Below are 14,142 nucleotides of genomic sequence, written 5' to 3'. Positions count from 1 at the left end.
GCCGGGCCGCCTGTTGTCCGAACGGCTCCCGGATGTTCCGGATGTCCGGCGGCCGCCGCGCCGCCCGCTGTCCGCACGGCCCCGGGACGTTCGGCCCGGCGTGCGCACCACGCCGCGAAAAAACGTTTACCCGCTCCCTGCTCCTCCCGCGCCGCGGGCTGTCCGGCGACGCCGCCCCCGCGGCCGGCGCGCAAGCACCGACGGCGGAGCTGCGACGCACGGTCTACTGGGGCGGCTCCCCGGACGCGCTGCGGGGACCTCCGCGCTGACGCCTCCCGGCCTCTCCCCGCACACCCCCGCCGGACCGCGCCCGGGCCGGGTGGGTCCGCATCGTGCTACCAGCCGTCGGAGCACGGGGCAGCGCGCGCAAGAATGCGCTGCCCCTCACAGAAGAAATGGCAGTTCTCCCACATGCTGTACGGGTACTCCACATTGCGCCGGCGGTGCCGGGCGAAACTGACCGACATCACTTTGCCGACTCCCTTTTCCGTCGAGGAATTCTGCCGGAGCATTTCCGAGCAGCGACAGCGTCCGCTGCATCTGCACGCCCTGCCCACGCACGTCGCGAAAATGGCGGCGTGCGGACTGTGGCTGGCCACCGACACGGACGACCACATCTTCTTCGAGGCCCGTACCGCGCCGCTGCACCAGGAACACATCGTGCTGCACGAGATCGGGCACCTGCTCTTCGACCACCAGATGCTGGCGGACGGAAATTCCGGCGGTATCAGTTCGGTGCTGGCCGACCTCAGTCCCCGTCTCATCCAGCGGATGCTCGCCCGCACCAATTACTCGACGCGTCAGGAGCAGGAGGCGGAAATGCTGGCGAGCCTGATCAGGACGCATGCCACGGGTCCGGGCCGGGGGCCGCAGCGGTGCGCCACCACGGACCGCGCCGACCGGGCCCTGGGCATCACCCATGACTGACCGGGGGCCGCACGGCCTGTTCGTCCAACTGGAGTGGCTGGGCCTCGCGCTGATGTGGGTCGTCACCCTGCTGCGGGCACCCGTCGCGGTCCGGACGCCGCAGCAGCGGCCCCTGTGGCTCGCGGTGGGTCTGGCCTCGGTGGCGATGACCCTCCAGCTGCCGCAGGTCTCGTCCGTCGCGACGGCGGTGCTGGACCCGCACACCGTGTTCCTGGCCAAGGAGATCGTCGGACTCCTGGCCGCCACCGCCGTGTTCGAGTTCATCTCGGCGATCGTCGGCCTGCGGCGGACCCAGCTGGCCATCCTGGCCGCGGCGGTCCTGACGCTGGCCGCGCTCGTCACGCTGTGCGTCCTCTCGCCGCCGCACACCCGGCACGTGGTCCCCAGCGGGCCCGGCCAGGAGGCGAGCCCGGACACGTACTACTGGGTCGTCCTGCTCGGCTACCACCTGGTGGCGAACACGGCCTGTGTCGCCGCGTGCTGGGCGTGCGGGCGGCAGGTGAAGAACACGCCCACCCGGGCCGGACTGCTGCTGTTCGGAACCGGAATCGCCCTGTCCGCGGTGCTCATGGCGCTGTCACTGGTCCATGTGCTCAGCCGCGATGCCACGATTCCGCACCTTTTTCCCGCCATCTCCGGGGCGGAGGCGGCGTTCATGGCGGCGGGTGCCGCGCTGCCGCTGCTGCGCCGGCCGTGGCGCACCGCGCGGGACATGGCGGTCATGTACCGGCTCCATCCACTGTGGCGGACGCTCGTACGCGTCACCCCGGACGTCACGCTCACCGACCCGCGTTCGCGCGCCGTCGACCTGCTGAGCGCGGTCCGCCACTCGGACCTGCGGCTGTACCGGCGCGCCATCGAGATCCGGGACGGCCTGCTCGCGCTGGAGGACTACTCCCCGGAGGGCACCCTCGCCCGGGCCCGCGAGCACGTGCGCGCCGCCCGGGTCGCGGACGCCTCGGTGGAGGCGGCGGTGACGGGGTGCTGGGCCAGCGCGGCAGTGGCGAACAAGCGCTCGGGCGCCGCCACGTCGGGGCGGCCGTCCGGGCTGCCGCAGAGCGGCGGCGGCGACATGGCCGAGGAACTGGATTTTCTCCTGCAACTGGCGCGCTTCTTCCGTTCCCCCCTGGCCGCCTCGTTCCTGAGCGCCGAGGAGCAGCGGCACCGGGCGGCCCCTACCGGTCAGGCGTCATGACGGCGCCCCGTACAGACGGACGGTGACATGGAAACCGATGAGTGCGGCAGATCGTGCCCTTTCCACCAGGGCGGGGAGCAATCTCCGGCCCCGCGCGGCCGCGAAAACCCCTCGCCCCGCGGAGGCCTCTCGCGCCGCGCCGCCCTCGGCCTGACGGCGGCCGGTGTCCTCGGCGTCACGGCCACAGCGTGCGGCGGGAGCGGCGCGGCGAAGGCCCCGGAACGGGCGGCGGCCACGAGCGGGGCGCCGGCCACGGCGGGTGCCCGCGGCAAGCAGCCCGAGACGGCACGGCTGCTGGGCATGCGGGCACATCCCGAGGGCGGCTGGTACAAGGAGACCTGGCGCAGCGGGAAGACCTTGCGGGTCGAGGAGTACGCCGGGAACCGGCCCACCGCCTCCGCGATCTACTTCCTGCTGTCGGCGGGGGAGGAGTCGCGCTGGCACACCGTGCGCTCGTCGGAGCTGTGGTTCTGGCACCGGGGCGGCCCGTTGCGTTTCCAACTGGGCGGTACGGGCGAGCGGCCGGCGGCCCGCCCCACGGACGTACTCATGGGCCCCGACCTGGCAGGCGGGCAGCGGCCCCAGGTGTTGATACCGGCGGGCACCTGGCAGCGCGCCCGTCCGGTCTCCGACGAGGAGGTGCTGGTGAGCTGTGTGGTCTCACCGGGCTTCCAGTTCGAGGACTTCCACCTGCTGCCGGAGGCGCCGGCCCGCTGAGGGCCGGCACGACCGCGCGCATGCGCAGGGCTCTTACGCCGGGCCGTGGCCCGCGTCCCGGACGTGGGGCGCGGGCCGCCGGCTCTAGAAGAACTCGTCCAGCAGCTGGTAGTAGGCCGTCTTCGTGGCGTCCACGCGCTCGGCGCCGTACCGCTCGACGAACCGCTCCACGCAGTGCGGCCCGAACCACGGGTCTTCTTCGCGGGACAGTTCGCGCATCGCGAGGGCCAGGTCGGCGTGCCGGTCGGCGCGGCCGAGGCGGCCCACGTCGATCACTCCGGTCAGCCGGCGGGTCTCCGGGTCGAGCAGGACGTTGTTGGGGCACAGATCGCCGTGGCAGACGACCAGGTCCTCCTGGGGCGGGCGGGTGCCTTCGAGTTCGGCGCGAAGTCGACCTTCCGACCAGCCCGCCCGCTCCTCCTCCAGGTCGTCCATGTCGACCAGGCCCGCTTCGAGGTGGTGCAGGGCCTGCGGGATCATCACGTCCAGGCTCGCGTCGAACGGGCAGTCGGCGACGGGCAGTCCGTGCAGCTGCCGGGCGACGTCGGCCATCACCTCCGCCACCTCGGCGCGCTGCGCCGACGGCCACTCCTCGGCGGCGGAGACACCCGGTACGGCCTCGGTGATCAGCCAGGACGCGGCGTCCCCGGAGCCGAAATCGACCACGCGGGACACCGGGACGCCCTGTCCGGCGAGCCATTCCAGGCGGTCGGCCTCGGCCTTGAGGTCGAGACCGGTGTCCGGCCGGGCGGGGACGAGTTTGGCGTACAGCTCGCTGGGGCCGGTGAGGTGGTGGACGAAGGCGCCTGAGTCGCCGTCGGTGACCGGCGTCCAGGTATGGCGGGGGTAAAGCTTGAGTACTTCTTCGTTCATGGGCGACATCTTTGCCGACAACCGGCCCCGGTCGAACGGGCCGTGCGGGCCGGGGGCGGGAATGAGCCGTTCCCGGGCGGTCACGGCGCGGCGGCGGGCGGTTCTTGCGTGCCGTCGCCGCCGGCCTCCGGGGGTGCCAGGTTCTGCACCTTGCGGGCCTCGTCGACGATGGTCAGCAGGGCGTCCAGCGCGGCCGGTGACAGGCCCTCGGCGCGCAGCGCCAGGTTGCGCACCCGGGTGTCGCGCAGCGCCACGGCCAGCCGGAGCTGGGAGTTGACCCGTTCGGCCACGTCGTCGCTGAGGAAGTATTCGGGGGGCACGCCGAAGTACTCGGCGAGCACGTCGAGTTGTTCCAGGGTCACGTTGCGCTTCTTGCCGGTGGCCAGCTCCCAGAGGTACGTACCGGAGATGGCGCCGCCCGTGGTCTCCCGGATCTCCTTGGCGAGCCGGGCGTATCCGGGGCGTTTGCGTTCGTCGGGGTGCAGAGCGGCGATCAGCTCGTTGAGGCGCTGCCCGAACGCGCGCAGCAGCGGGCGGCCCTCCTGGTCGGTTGCCGATGTGCGGTCACTCATGCGCCTTTTCCTGCCTGCGGTGATTCGGCCGGACGGGCGTCGTTGCCCGCCAGGGCGGACGACTCTATCGCGTTCGCGTGCGTACTTGTTCGCTCTTGTTGGCGCCTGGCCGATTAGTTGGCGTACGCTCGCTGCCTATTCTATCCGCTAGAGCTGATGACGCTGGCGGGGCCGCGCGCGGTTCCGCCGGTTCGGAGGTCCAGCACGATGAGATCGACGTCATTGCCCCCGCAGGTCTTCCGCCGCCGGCTTGCCTGGTCGGCCGCCGCCCTGGCCGTCGCCGTGACGGCCACCACCGTCGTCACCGCCACGGCCGACGCCGGCGCCGGTCACCGGCCCCGGACGGCGAAGAACGTCATCCTGCTGATCGGCGACGGTATGGGGGATTCGGAGATCACCCTGGCCCGCGACTACACGGTCGGCGCGGGCGGACGGCTGCACATGGACGGCTTCCCGCAGACCGGTACGTACACCACCTACTCGGTCGACAGCCACGGACGGCCGGACTACGTCACCGACTCCGCCGCCAGCGCCACCGCCTGGTCCACCGGCCACAAGACCGTCAACTACCGTATATCCAAGACGCCCGGCACCGACCGCCCGATGCCCACCATCCTCGAACTGGCCCGCCGCCAGGGCCTGGCCACCGGGTCGGTCACCACCGCGGAACTCACCGACGCCACCCCCGCCGCGATGGCCGCGCACGTCGGCGACCGCGACTGCCAGGGCCCGGCAGACATGGAGGGGTGCCCCCGCGACACGATCGGCCGGGGCGGCCTCGGGTCGATCGCCGAACAGTCCGTACGGCTGCGGCCCGACGTCCTGCTCGGCGGTGGCCGGCAGCGCTTCGACCAGAAGATCACCGAGGGGCCGTACCAGGGCCTCACGGTGGCCCAGCAGGCCGAGAAGCTGGGGTACCGCATCGTGAGCGACGCGCGCGGCCTGCGCGCGGCCGGTCCCGAGCGCCCGGTGCTCGGTCTGTTCGCGCCCGGGGCCGTGCCGGTGGAGTGGACGGGCCGGCCCGCGGCCCGCGGCGGCACCGAGGCGCAGCGCTGCGTCACCGCCAACCCCCGCCGCCCGGCCGGGACTCCCACGCTGGAGGCGCAGACCCGCAAGGCCGTCGAGCTGCTGGAGGCCAAGGCGCGGACCGGCGGGACGGGCAAGGGCTTCTTCCTCCAGGTCGAGGGCGCCTCGATCGACAAGCAGAACCACGAGGCGGACCCCTGCGGCCAGATCGGTGAGACCGCCGCGTTCGACCGGGCCGTCAAGGTGGCCCGCGACTACGCCGAGCGCCACCCCGACACCCTCGTGATCACCACCGCCGACCACGGGCACAGCAGCCAGATCGTGCCGGTCGACGCGGAGCCGATGGGCCTGTCGGCCACGCTCGTCACCGACGAGGGCGGCCGGATCAAGGTCAGTTACGCCACGACCACCACGCCCGAGGACGGGCAGGAGCACACCGGCACCCAGGTCCGTATCGCGGCCCAGGGGCCGTTCGCCGAGCGGGTCAGAGGCGTCACCGACCAGACCGAGCTGTTCACGACGATCACCCGCGCGCTGGGTCTGCGCTGAATGCCACCGCACGACGGCAGCACGGCATGACGGCGCGGGCCGACGCTACCGGGCCGCTCCGGAGGGAACGGCGGGAACGGCGGCCGACGGGCCGCCGAGGAACACCGGATGCGTCTCGTCGATCTTCGACCGGATGTCGGCGCGCAGGCGTCCGCCGGCCGCTGCCACGGCCCGCTCCAGCGCCGCCTCCGCGTCGGCGTCGTACCCGTACGGCACCACTTCCAGATCCTCCACCAGCGGCCCGAGGAGGTCCGCCGCCTCCAGCGCGACGGCGTGGCGGTGCGCCAGGTACTGCTTGCGACGGCGGTGCGCCTTGGGTGCGCGCAGCGCCGCCCGGGCGAGTTCCGCCGCGTCGGCCGCGGTGACCACCAGATGCGGTGCGTGCCGCAGTACCAGCGTGGTCAGTGCGCCGTCCGGCCCGTCCTGGCGCAGCGCGGCCCGCAGGGCTTCGCGCAGGTCGGCGCGGGGCAGTACGGCCGTGGCCAGGATGTTCGCCCACGCCGCCGTGGGGCGGGCGGCGAGGGCGACGAGGGCCTCCCGGGGATGGTGCGCGGCCAGGAACAGAGCCGTCTGCTGCGTCCGGTGGAACAGCAGCGTCCAGGCGGCCGGGGCGGTCTCCTCCCGCAACTCCTCGATCAGCGCGTCGAGTTGCGAGACCGCCGCGTCGGGGCTCTCGTCGGCCAGGCGCAGCACCGTCTCCCGGGTCCAGGTGTCGGTGCACAGCATGCCCATCGAGAGCGCCAGGGGCAGCGTCTCCAGGGTTTCGTACTGCGCCGAGTCGTCGTAGTGCGTGCGGTACTCCACCAGAGAGGCGAAGACGGCTGCCCAGCGTGCGGAGGCGAAGGCGTCCGACAGGTGGGTGACTTCCTTGACGGGCACGTACGAGAAGTCGTACGAGCCGTCGAACAGCGTCCGCAACAGCCCCAGAACGAGCCGCATCCTTGGCAGGTCGAAGTGCCCCTGCCCGGTCGGGCGGGCCTCGATGCGCAGCGTCCACGTCCCCGCGGCCAGCAGGCGTTCGGAGCGCAGCTCCACGCCGGGGAACCAGTCGCCGAACCGGGCGAGCAGCACCTCGAAGGCGGCGATCCGGCCGGTCTCCTCCTCGGTGACGTCCGGCTGCTCGCTCCACTCGGCCTCGATCCTGCCGGGCGTGAACAGCAGGCTCGCCTTGTGCAGCGACAGAGGGACGTCCAGCTCGAAGGAGTCCCGGGTCAGCCGCAGCAGCTTGTTGCCGCCCCGGCAGAACCGGTCCGCCACCGCGTGGAGCCCGGCGACGCCGCTGGGGGCCCGCTCGGCCGGATAGCGGTCCGTCGTCGCCAGCAGCCACTGGTGGAGGGCGTTGTGCAGCCGGTGCGCGTTGGCCGGGGCAGGGGGCGGTACGGTGGCGTCGGCGGCGCTTTCCAGCAGCCGCTGCCACGAGGCGCCCTCCTCGATGGTGTGGTCCTCGGCGGGCGGCCCGGCCCGCCACTCTTCGATCCACGTCCGGAACACCTCGACGGCCCGTGCCTCGCGGGCCGTCGGGCCGAATGCCTCGGCCAGCTCCAGCCAGCCCAGCATGACGCCCAGATACCCCTGGTGGAGCACCGGGCCGGGGCGGTCCACCAGCTTCAGGAGCAGATCCTTCAGCGCCGCGTCGTAGGTCTCGATCAGATCGCAGCGGACCAGGTTCAGCAGGACCCGGCCGTCCCCGTCCAGCAGCGGACCGCGGGCGAACGCACGGTAGGCGGCGGCCAGCTCACGGGCGCGGCGGGGTGCGGCGGCGGGGTCGGCGGCGGACAGGGCCACCCGGCAGCGCTCCAGCGCCAGGTGGCGGGCGGCGAAGTCCGGATCGGCCGCGGCGGTGGCCACCAGGCGGGAGGTCTCACCGGGCGGCAGGGACGAACGCCGGGCCAGCCGGCACAGTTCCCCGGCCGCCTCCGGGTCTTCCAGCGGCAGGGCGTCCAGCAGGCGGACGAGGATGTCGTCGCGCTCGTGGTCCGCGTGGATGTCCAGCGCGTCCATGGCGTCGGTCAGGGACTCGACCGCCAGCAGCGGGTCCAGGGCCGCGTCCGCCCCGCCGTCGGCGTCCGCCAGGGCGAGGACCGGCGGCAGGAGACGCCGCAGGACGGTGTCGGACAGTGCGTCGCGGCCGTCGAACCGGGCCAGGGCGGCCGCCAGCCGTACGTCCGGCCCGCCGGTGGCCGCCGCCAGGCGCTGCGGGCCCATCAGCCGGGCGCAGCGCGGCAGTACGGCCGCGACGTGACCGGCGGAGCGGGCGGCCACGAGGCCGCGTACGTATCCGGCGGCCTCCTGCGGCACGGCCTCCAGCAGGCGCGCAGGATCGGCCCCCAGGCCGAGTGCGGCCGCGGCCGCCTGGGCCACGAAGGCGGGGGAGGTCACCGCCGTGCCGTCCCGGTGGTGGCATTCGGGGTCGGGCAGGAAGCTGCGCGCGACCAGGCGATCGCGCGCTGTGGGGGAGAGGTGGGCCGCCGTCCGCAGTTCCTCGTAACCCGGCATCGTCTCGGGGCCGGGCCGCCGCCCGTCCACCAGGGCCTCGGCCGCCCGTCCGCAGGCCCGCTCGTCGAACAGCAGCCGGCAGCCGGACGGGACGGCCGCGACCCGGCGCGGCACGGTACGGGCCCGGGGCGGGTGGCCGGTGCCGAAGTAGCAGCGTTCCGCCCACGGGTCGGCCAGGACGTAGGACGCCGACTCCGGCACGTCCTCCGCCCGGCACCGCAGCACGGCCACGCCGTACTGCCGGAACATCACGGCGGCGTGCTCGGCCGGGCTGCCGCGCTCGACCAGGACGTGCCCGGTGGCGGCCCGCTGCCCCTCGTCCAGCCGCAGGTACTGCGTCCAGGCGTCGTCCAGCCGGGCGGCGGCCAGGAACGCGGTGGCGGCCACCTGCCGCGGGGGCACCAGCAGGTCCACCGGGCGCCCGGTGTGGGCGTCCTCCCAGACCTCCCGGTCCTCGTCGGTCAGCACCTGTACCGTCGGCGCCGGGTCGAACGCGACGGCGGGCCGGACCTGGACCAGGTGCGCGGCCCGCACCTGTACGGACCGCAGCACCTCACCGCGCCACAGCGGCGTCCGGCCGTCGCCGGGCAGCCACACGACGCTGTTGTCGGTGCCGTCCAGCCGCTGGGCGGAGGCGAAGCCGAAGCCGAGGGAGAGCTGCCCGACGACACCGCTGCCCTCCTCGTACTCGGTGAGGCTGGTGACGGACACGGTGCCCGCGTCGGTCTCCAGCACCCACTCGCAGTCCAGACGCGCCATGCCGAAGTGGTCGTGCAGGGCGGCCAGCAGGCGGGCGGTCCGGTCCGTCTCCGGGCGGCCGAGCCGCGGGGTCTCCTGCGGGGCGGGCGGCGGCCCTGAGACGGCGGAGGCGTCGATCAGCGGCTGTACGAACGCCGCGATCGGCGCGGGGCGGAAGTCCGGGTCGGCCAGGCGCTGCTGGGCCACGGCGTGTTCGCCGTACCCGCTGAAGACGACGGCCGCGACGACGGCGGGCAGCTCCTCGGGCCCGGCGCAGACCAGGCTGTCGTAGCCGCCCGCGTTGATGTTGTCCTCCTGGTCCTCGGCGCCCGAACTGCGCACGATCCAGGGGGCGGGTCCGCAGGTGCGGGCGATCTCGTCGGCCAGGCCGGGCCACTGCCGGCGCAGGAATCGCGCGTAGCCGGTGACGAGTTCTTCGGCGGTGTCCTGCGGGAGCGTTTCGCCGGTTCCTCCGGCGGCGTTCTGCGGGAGCGTTTCGCCAGTATCCCCGGCGGCGTTCTGCGGGGCCGCTCCGCCGGTTTGCCCGCCCGCGTCCCGGACGCTCTTCAGGAATTCCCGGGCCGTCCCGTCCGCCAGCGGGAAAACGGGCAGGGCGACGGAGGTGAACCGGGGGTGGGTGGAAAGTTCCAGGAGGCGGGCACATTTGGCGCCGTACGCGCTTTCCGGGTCGGCCGGCCTGGGGTTCGACGGTCTGTCCATGGGAATGGTGCTTGCCCTTTCGTGTCCGAGGGTGCGAGCGGCGCGTACGGTCAGTCGTCCAGGAACCGGTCGACCCACTCCCGGGTCTCCCGCGCGTCGCGCTCGGCCTCGCGCAGCCCGTCCATGACGCTCCAGGCAGCCTGGTACCGGGCCTCCTCGCCGACCGGTCCGGCCGCGGCGAACGGGGCGAGCCGGTCGCAGACGCGGCTGAACCGCGCCCGCGCGTCGTCCAGGACGTCCGGGCCGAAGGCCGCGGAGACGGCCTGGTTGTCGTTGCGGTAGAAGAGCAGCCCTTCCTCCTCCGTCGCCTTGTAGAAAGCCTTCTTGACCTCGCGGGTGGCCGGCACGAACTGGAAGAAGGTGCCGTTGCCCGCCACTTCCAGGGGCAGCGAGGCCGCGGCGAGTGCGGAGCGCGCGTGCTCCACGAAGAGGTCGCCCGTCTCCCGTACGGTGCGCTGCGGCTCGCCGGTGGCCACCCGGGCCAGGGTCCGCTCGGCCGCGGCCAGCACGGTGGGCTCGAAGAAGGAGGTGTACGACACCTCGCGCAGCGGCTTGAGCAGGGTCCGCGACCCGCCGACCGCGGCCGTCGGGAAGCCGTTGGCCACGCCCTTGGCCGTCACCCACACGTCCGCGTCCAGCAGCCCGGCGGTGGACAGGCCGGGCCCGTAGCGCAGCCCGACCTTCACCTCGTCGACGATCAGCGGGACCGCCGCCTCGGCGAGCAGCGCGCGGGCCCGCTCGTACCAGCGCGGCGACAGGTGCATGTGGTCGGGGGAGACGACCACGGCGGCCACCCGCTCGCGGCCGTCGCGCAGCAGCCCGGCCAGGACGTCGAGGTCGAAGAAGAAGTCGACGATGCCGTCCGCGTTGGGCTCGAACGGCGCCTTCGCCGGGTACCACATCGGGTCGTAGCCGTGGTAGCCGGAGCTGAGGACGAGGGGCGCGCCGACGGCCTCGCGCACCGCGAGCACCGCCGCGCGCACGGCCGAGGTGCCGGTACGGAAGAGGCCGACGACCTCGCCGCCGCACAGCTCCAGCAGCCGGGAGGTGACCGTGTCCAGCAGCGGGCTCCAGCCGGTGGCGGTGCCCAGCGCCCCGGTGGCCGCGCGGCCGACGGCCTCGGCGACCTCCGGGTCACCGTGGCCCAGCAGGACCGAACCCCGGGTGTTGTCGAAGTCGATCCAGCGTTTTCCCGCGTCGTCGGTCACATAGGCGCCCGAAGCCGAGACGAATACGCGGGGATTCCCCTCCGCATTCCGCGGGCAGGTGGGGATTTCGGCCAGGGTCGCGAAATTTTGAGTCATCGTCAGCCTTTTTCTCGATGAACTGTTGAACGTGGATCGACGACGCGTCCACAGTCATTTCCTGTCGGTCGTGCAAAAAGATCGGACCAGGGTCGGACAGGAAACCGTACGGCAGGAGGAATAACGTGGAAACGGCGAATGCGCGGACGGTAGAGGTGTTTTCCGGGGAAAGCCCCGGGGCGTTCGCGGGACGGCCGGACGTACGCGCCGACGGTGTCGCGGCCCCGGCCGCGGAAGCACCGGCCGCAGCGGCACCGGCCACGGCAGCACCGGCCACGGCAGCACCGGCCGGTCCGCCCCCGCTGCGCCGCGCCGCCGTGGCCTCCGCGGTCCGGCTCGGCAGCGCCGAGGCCCGCTACGCGTGCGCCTGCTCCATCGAGCAGCTCCTCGCCGACACCGCCGCGTGCCCCACCGCGCCCGAGTCCGCCCGTGCTCTGCTGGACGAGGTCCGGCAGGCGTGCCAGGACCTCGCGCGGGCCGTCGCCGCCGGTCCCGGGGGGCAGTTCGCGCCACCGGCGCCCGGGCCGGGCTTCCTGGAACGCGCCATGGCACGGACCGCCGCGTACACCGCCGGCCTGTGGCGGACCGGCGCGGCACGCGGCGACACGGCGGCCGAGGCGCTGCTGCGGCACGCCACCGACTGGAAGACGCCGGAGTGCTACGCGTACGACCTCGCCGACGTGGGGCTGGTCCACGGCCAGGCCGCCGCATGGCTGGCGGCCACCGAGGAGCCGGTCCCGGTGTTCGTGGTGGGCATCCGCACCGGCGGCTCCTACCTCGCGCCCCTGTGGGCGGCGGCCGTGGCGGCCGCCGGGCGCACGGCCGCCCCCTGGACCTCGCTGCGCCCGCTGCGCACCGGGGGCCGGATCTCGCTCGTCCCGGCCGAGACCGGCCGGCTGCCCGCCACCCTGCCGCCGGGCACGGTCGTCGTCGCCGTCGACGACCAGCCGGACACCGGCGGCACCGCGCGGGCGGTCCGTGACGCGCTGGCCCGGCGCTACCCCGAGGCGCGCGACGTCGTGTGCGCCTCGCCGGGCCGGACGTACGCCGTGGACGGAGCCGGGATACGGCCGCTGACCCGGACCTCCGCCGTACGCGAGGACGCCGGGCGGCTGTGGCAACTGCTCGCCCCCGCCGACGCGGACCGCCTGACGGACCGTGCCAGGTCCGGGGGCGCGGTGCCCGCCGACGCCACCGTCTACCGGGTGACGCCGTTCCGCGGCCCGTTCCTCGCGGCGTACGGACCGCGCGCCACGGCCACCGACGCGCCCGGGGCGGGTACGAGTCCGGCCGGCCCGGCCGACAGCGCGGGTACGAGACCGGCCGGCCCGGCCGACGCCACGAGCACACCCCCGGCGACCGGAGCGCTCCGCATCAGCCCCCGCAACACCCCCTTCTCGCTCGTCGCCGACGAGCCCGCCACCGGAATCCCCGGCGCGCCGGACGCCCGCCCCCGCGCCTATCACTTCCGCTTCATCGGCACCGGCCCGCACGGTGCGCAGGGCGCCGAGGCCGTCGAGGCGCTGGGCGAGTTCCTGCCGCCCGTCCGCCACCACCTCGACGGCTACCTGGTGACCGGGCACGAGGACGGTCTGCGCCCGCTGGCCACCGAACTGCCCCGGATGACCGGGCGGCACCGCCGCCAGGCCCTCGAAGCCGTGGCCCGCTACTGGCACGCGCTCGACCACCTCGGCGGCCTGGGTCCGGTGGACCCGACCGTCACCTACGCGCCGCGCGAACGGCTCGCCACGGCCCTGGAGCGGCTGCGCGACCGGCTGGCCCGCCCGCTCCCCGTGGACGGTGCCTGGCTCGACCGCCACCTGCCGCGCCGCGCCGCCTTCGGCGGCACCCGCGCCCGGGTCTTCCGCACCTCGCTGCCGTACTCGCACCAGAGCTGGCACTGGCAGGTCGGCGCGCCCCCGGCCCCGGGCGCGCCGCCCGTGGTCCGCCGGTTCGGGCTCGACTGGATCTGGGGCGGGACCGGCCCCCTGGAGGCGGAGATCTCCTCCTTCGTCGTCGAACACCGCCTGGACCCGGCGGACCTGGCCACGCTGCGGACGGCCGTCGGCGACGACCGCGCCTTCGACGCCGCCCTGGAACTGGCGGGCGACGCCCTGTGGTGGAACGTCAAGAGCTGGCTGCGCCGCTGCCCCGCGCCCGCCCCGGACACCGCCCGCAGGATCGCGGACGACCTCGGCGAACTGGCCCGGTACGTGACCGGGCTGCGCTGACCGGGCCGCCGCGCGGGACGGCCGGCCGCGGCTCATCCGGCCCGGCCGGCCGCGGCCGGCGACGGCGCCCACACCCGCTCCACATGGGTGCCGTCCCCGGGCCCGGCCGCCTCGCGGGCGTACCCGGTCACTTCCTGGACGCACTCGTCGTCGGTCTGGCAGCCGTAGATGTACATGCCGCGCACCTTGTCCTCAAGGACGGACCCGATGCCGGTGACGGCGTACAGGGACAGCCCCTCCTCGCCCAGCGCCTTCTCCGTGGCGGCGCGCGGGTGGTGCGCGGCGTAGGGCAGGTCCTCGTAGTACAGCCGCCGCACGCCGTCACCGGCCGACCGCCGTACGGCCTCGTGCACCAGCCGGTGGTCCACATGTCCGCCCACGGCCGCCGGGGCGAGCACCAGGCTGGGGCGCAGTTCGGCCACCGCCTCCGCCACGGCCTCGGCGATCCGGTCGCGCAGCGGGTCGGCGGCCGGGTCCGCGGTCAGCTCCGTGTCGTCGTCGTAACCGCGCAGGCTCGCGTCGTCGAACCCCAGCGGCACGTACCGCGCCAGGCCGCGGGCCCGGCAGTACCGCCGCTCCTCCTCCGCACGGCGGGCGCTGATCACCTCGGGCCCGGCGGCCCGCAGCCGCTTGGGCAGCGCCCACGCGGAACGGGTGAAGACGGTCAGCAGCAGCCCCGGCGCGGAGCCCGCGCACGCGGCCAGCACACCGCCGCAGGAGTAGGCCACGTCGTCGGGGTGGGGCGAGATCCACAGCGTGGTGTGGTCCCGGAGTTCCTCGATCAGACCGGTCAT

At 74.2% G+C, this 14,142-nt stretch carries 10 protein-coding genes; 5 read left to right on the top strand and 5 right to left on the bottom strand.

The features are described from left to right. Nucleotides 1-471: 471 nt before the first annotated feature. The 3 genes from OEIGOIKO_RS01725 to OEIGOIKO_RS42460 are packed head-to-tail and all read left to right on the top strand — an operon-like array spanning nt 472 to nt 2,839. Nucleotides 472-927, top strand: a complete 456-nt coding sequence (locus OEIGOIKO_RS01725; RefSeq protein WP_125051145.1) for a hypothetical protein — start codon at nt 472-474, stop codon at nt 925-927. Continuing rightward, the gene (locus OEIGOIKO_RS01720; protein ID WP_125051143.1) at nt 920-2,122 is read left to right on the top strand and encodes an MAB_1171c family putative transporter; all 1,203 of its coding nucleotides are present in this window, start codon (nt 920-922) and stop codon (nt 2,120-2,122) included. The genes OEIGOIKO_RS01725 and OEIGOIKO_RS01720 overlap by 8 nt, the downstream gene beginning before the upstream one ends. Before the next feature lie 27 nt (nt 2,123-2,149). Beyond that, nucleotides 2,150-2,839, top strand: coding sequence for a cupin domain-containing protein (locus OEIGOIKO_RS42460; protein ID WP_246177122.1), 690 nt, complete (start codon nt 2,150-2,152; stop codon nt 2,837-2,839). Nucleotides 2,840-2,923: 84 nt separating this feature from the next. Here OEIGOIKO_RS42460 and OEIGOIKO_RS01710 read toward each other — a convergent pair whose 3' ends face one another. Further along, nucleotides 2,924-3,712, bottom strand: coding sequence for an APH(3') family aminoglycoside O-phosphotransferase (locus OEIGOIKO_RS01710; protein ID WP_125051140.1), 789 nt, complete (start codon nt 3,710-3,712; stop codon nt 2,924-2,926). Nucleotides 3,713-3,792: 80 nt separating this feature from the next. Continuing rightward, nucleotides 3,793-4,284: a hypothetical protein gene (locus OEIGOIKO_RS01705; RefSeq protein WP_174857110.1), complete on the bottom strand. Its 492-nt coding sequence runs from the start codon at nt 4,282-4,284 to the stop codon at nt 3,793-3,795. Nucleotides 4,285-4,491: 207 nt separating this feature from the next. Between OEIGOIKO_RS01705 and OEIGOIKO_RS01700 the strand changes: the two genes are divergently transcribed. After that, entirely contained in the window at nt 4,492-5,859 is a 1,368-nt protein-coding gene (locus tag OEIGOIKO_RS01700) for an alkaline phosphatase (protein WP_125051138.1), read from the top strand. A gap of 45 nt (nt 5,860-5,904) precedes the next feature. On the opposite strand, the gene OEIGOIKO_RS01695 is transcribed toward OEIGOIKO_RS01700, so the two are convergent. Next, nucleotides 5,905-9,813, bottom strand: coding sequence for a hypothetical protein (locus tag OEIGOIKO_RS01695; protein ID WP_125051136.1), 3,909 nt, complete (start codon nt 9,811-9,813; stop codon nt 5,905-5,907). 50 nt (nt 9,814-9,863) lie between these two features. After that, complete coding sequence (locus OEIGOIKO_RS01690; protein WP_125051134.1) at nt 9,864-11,117, bottom strand: aminotransferase class III-fold pyridoxal phosphate-dependent enzyme; 1,254 nt, start codon at nt 11,115-11,117, stop codon at nt 9,864-9,866. 125 nt (nt 11,118-11,242) lie between these two features. On the opposite strand from OEIGOIKO_RS01690, the gene OEIGOIKO_RS01685 reads away from it, so the two are divergent. Further along, entirely contained in the window at nt 11,243-13,348 is a 2,106-nt protein-coding gene (locus OEIGOIKO_RS01685; protein ID WP_125051132.1) for a hypothetical protein, read from the top strand. Between the two features lie 32 nt (nt 13,349-13,380). Here the strand turns inward: OEIGOIKO_RS01685 and OEIGOIKO_RS01680 are convergent, their stop codons facing one another. After that, nucleotides 13,381-14,142 (bottom strand): PIG-L deacetylase family protein, encoded by a 762-nt coding sequence (locus OEIGOIKO_RS01680; RefSeq protein WP_125051130.1) that lies wholly within the window; start codon nt 14,140-14,142, stop codon nt 13,381-13,383.

It is taken from the genome of Streptomyces paromomycinus, from assembly GCF_003865155.1.
Lineage (GTDB): Bacteria > Actinomycetota > Actinomycetes > Streptomycetales > Streptomycetaceae > Streptomyces > Streptomyces chrestomyceticus.
The sequence above is the reverse complement of the archived record's forward strand: the minus strand, read 5'-3'. Positions and strand labels throughout refer to the sequence as shown.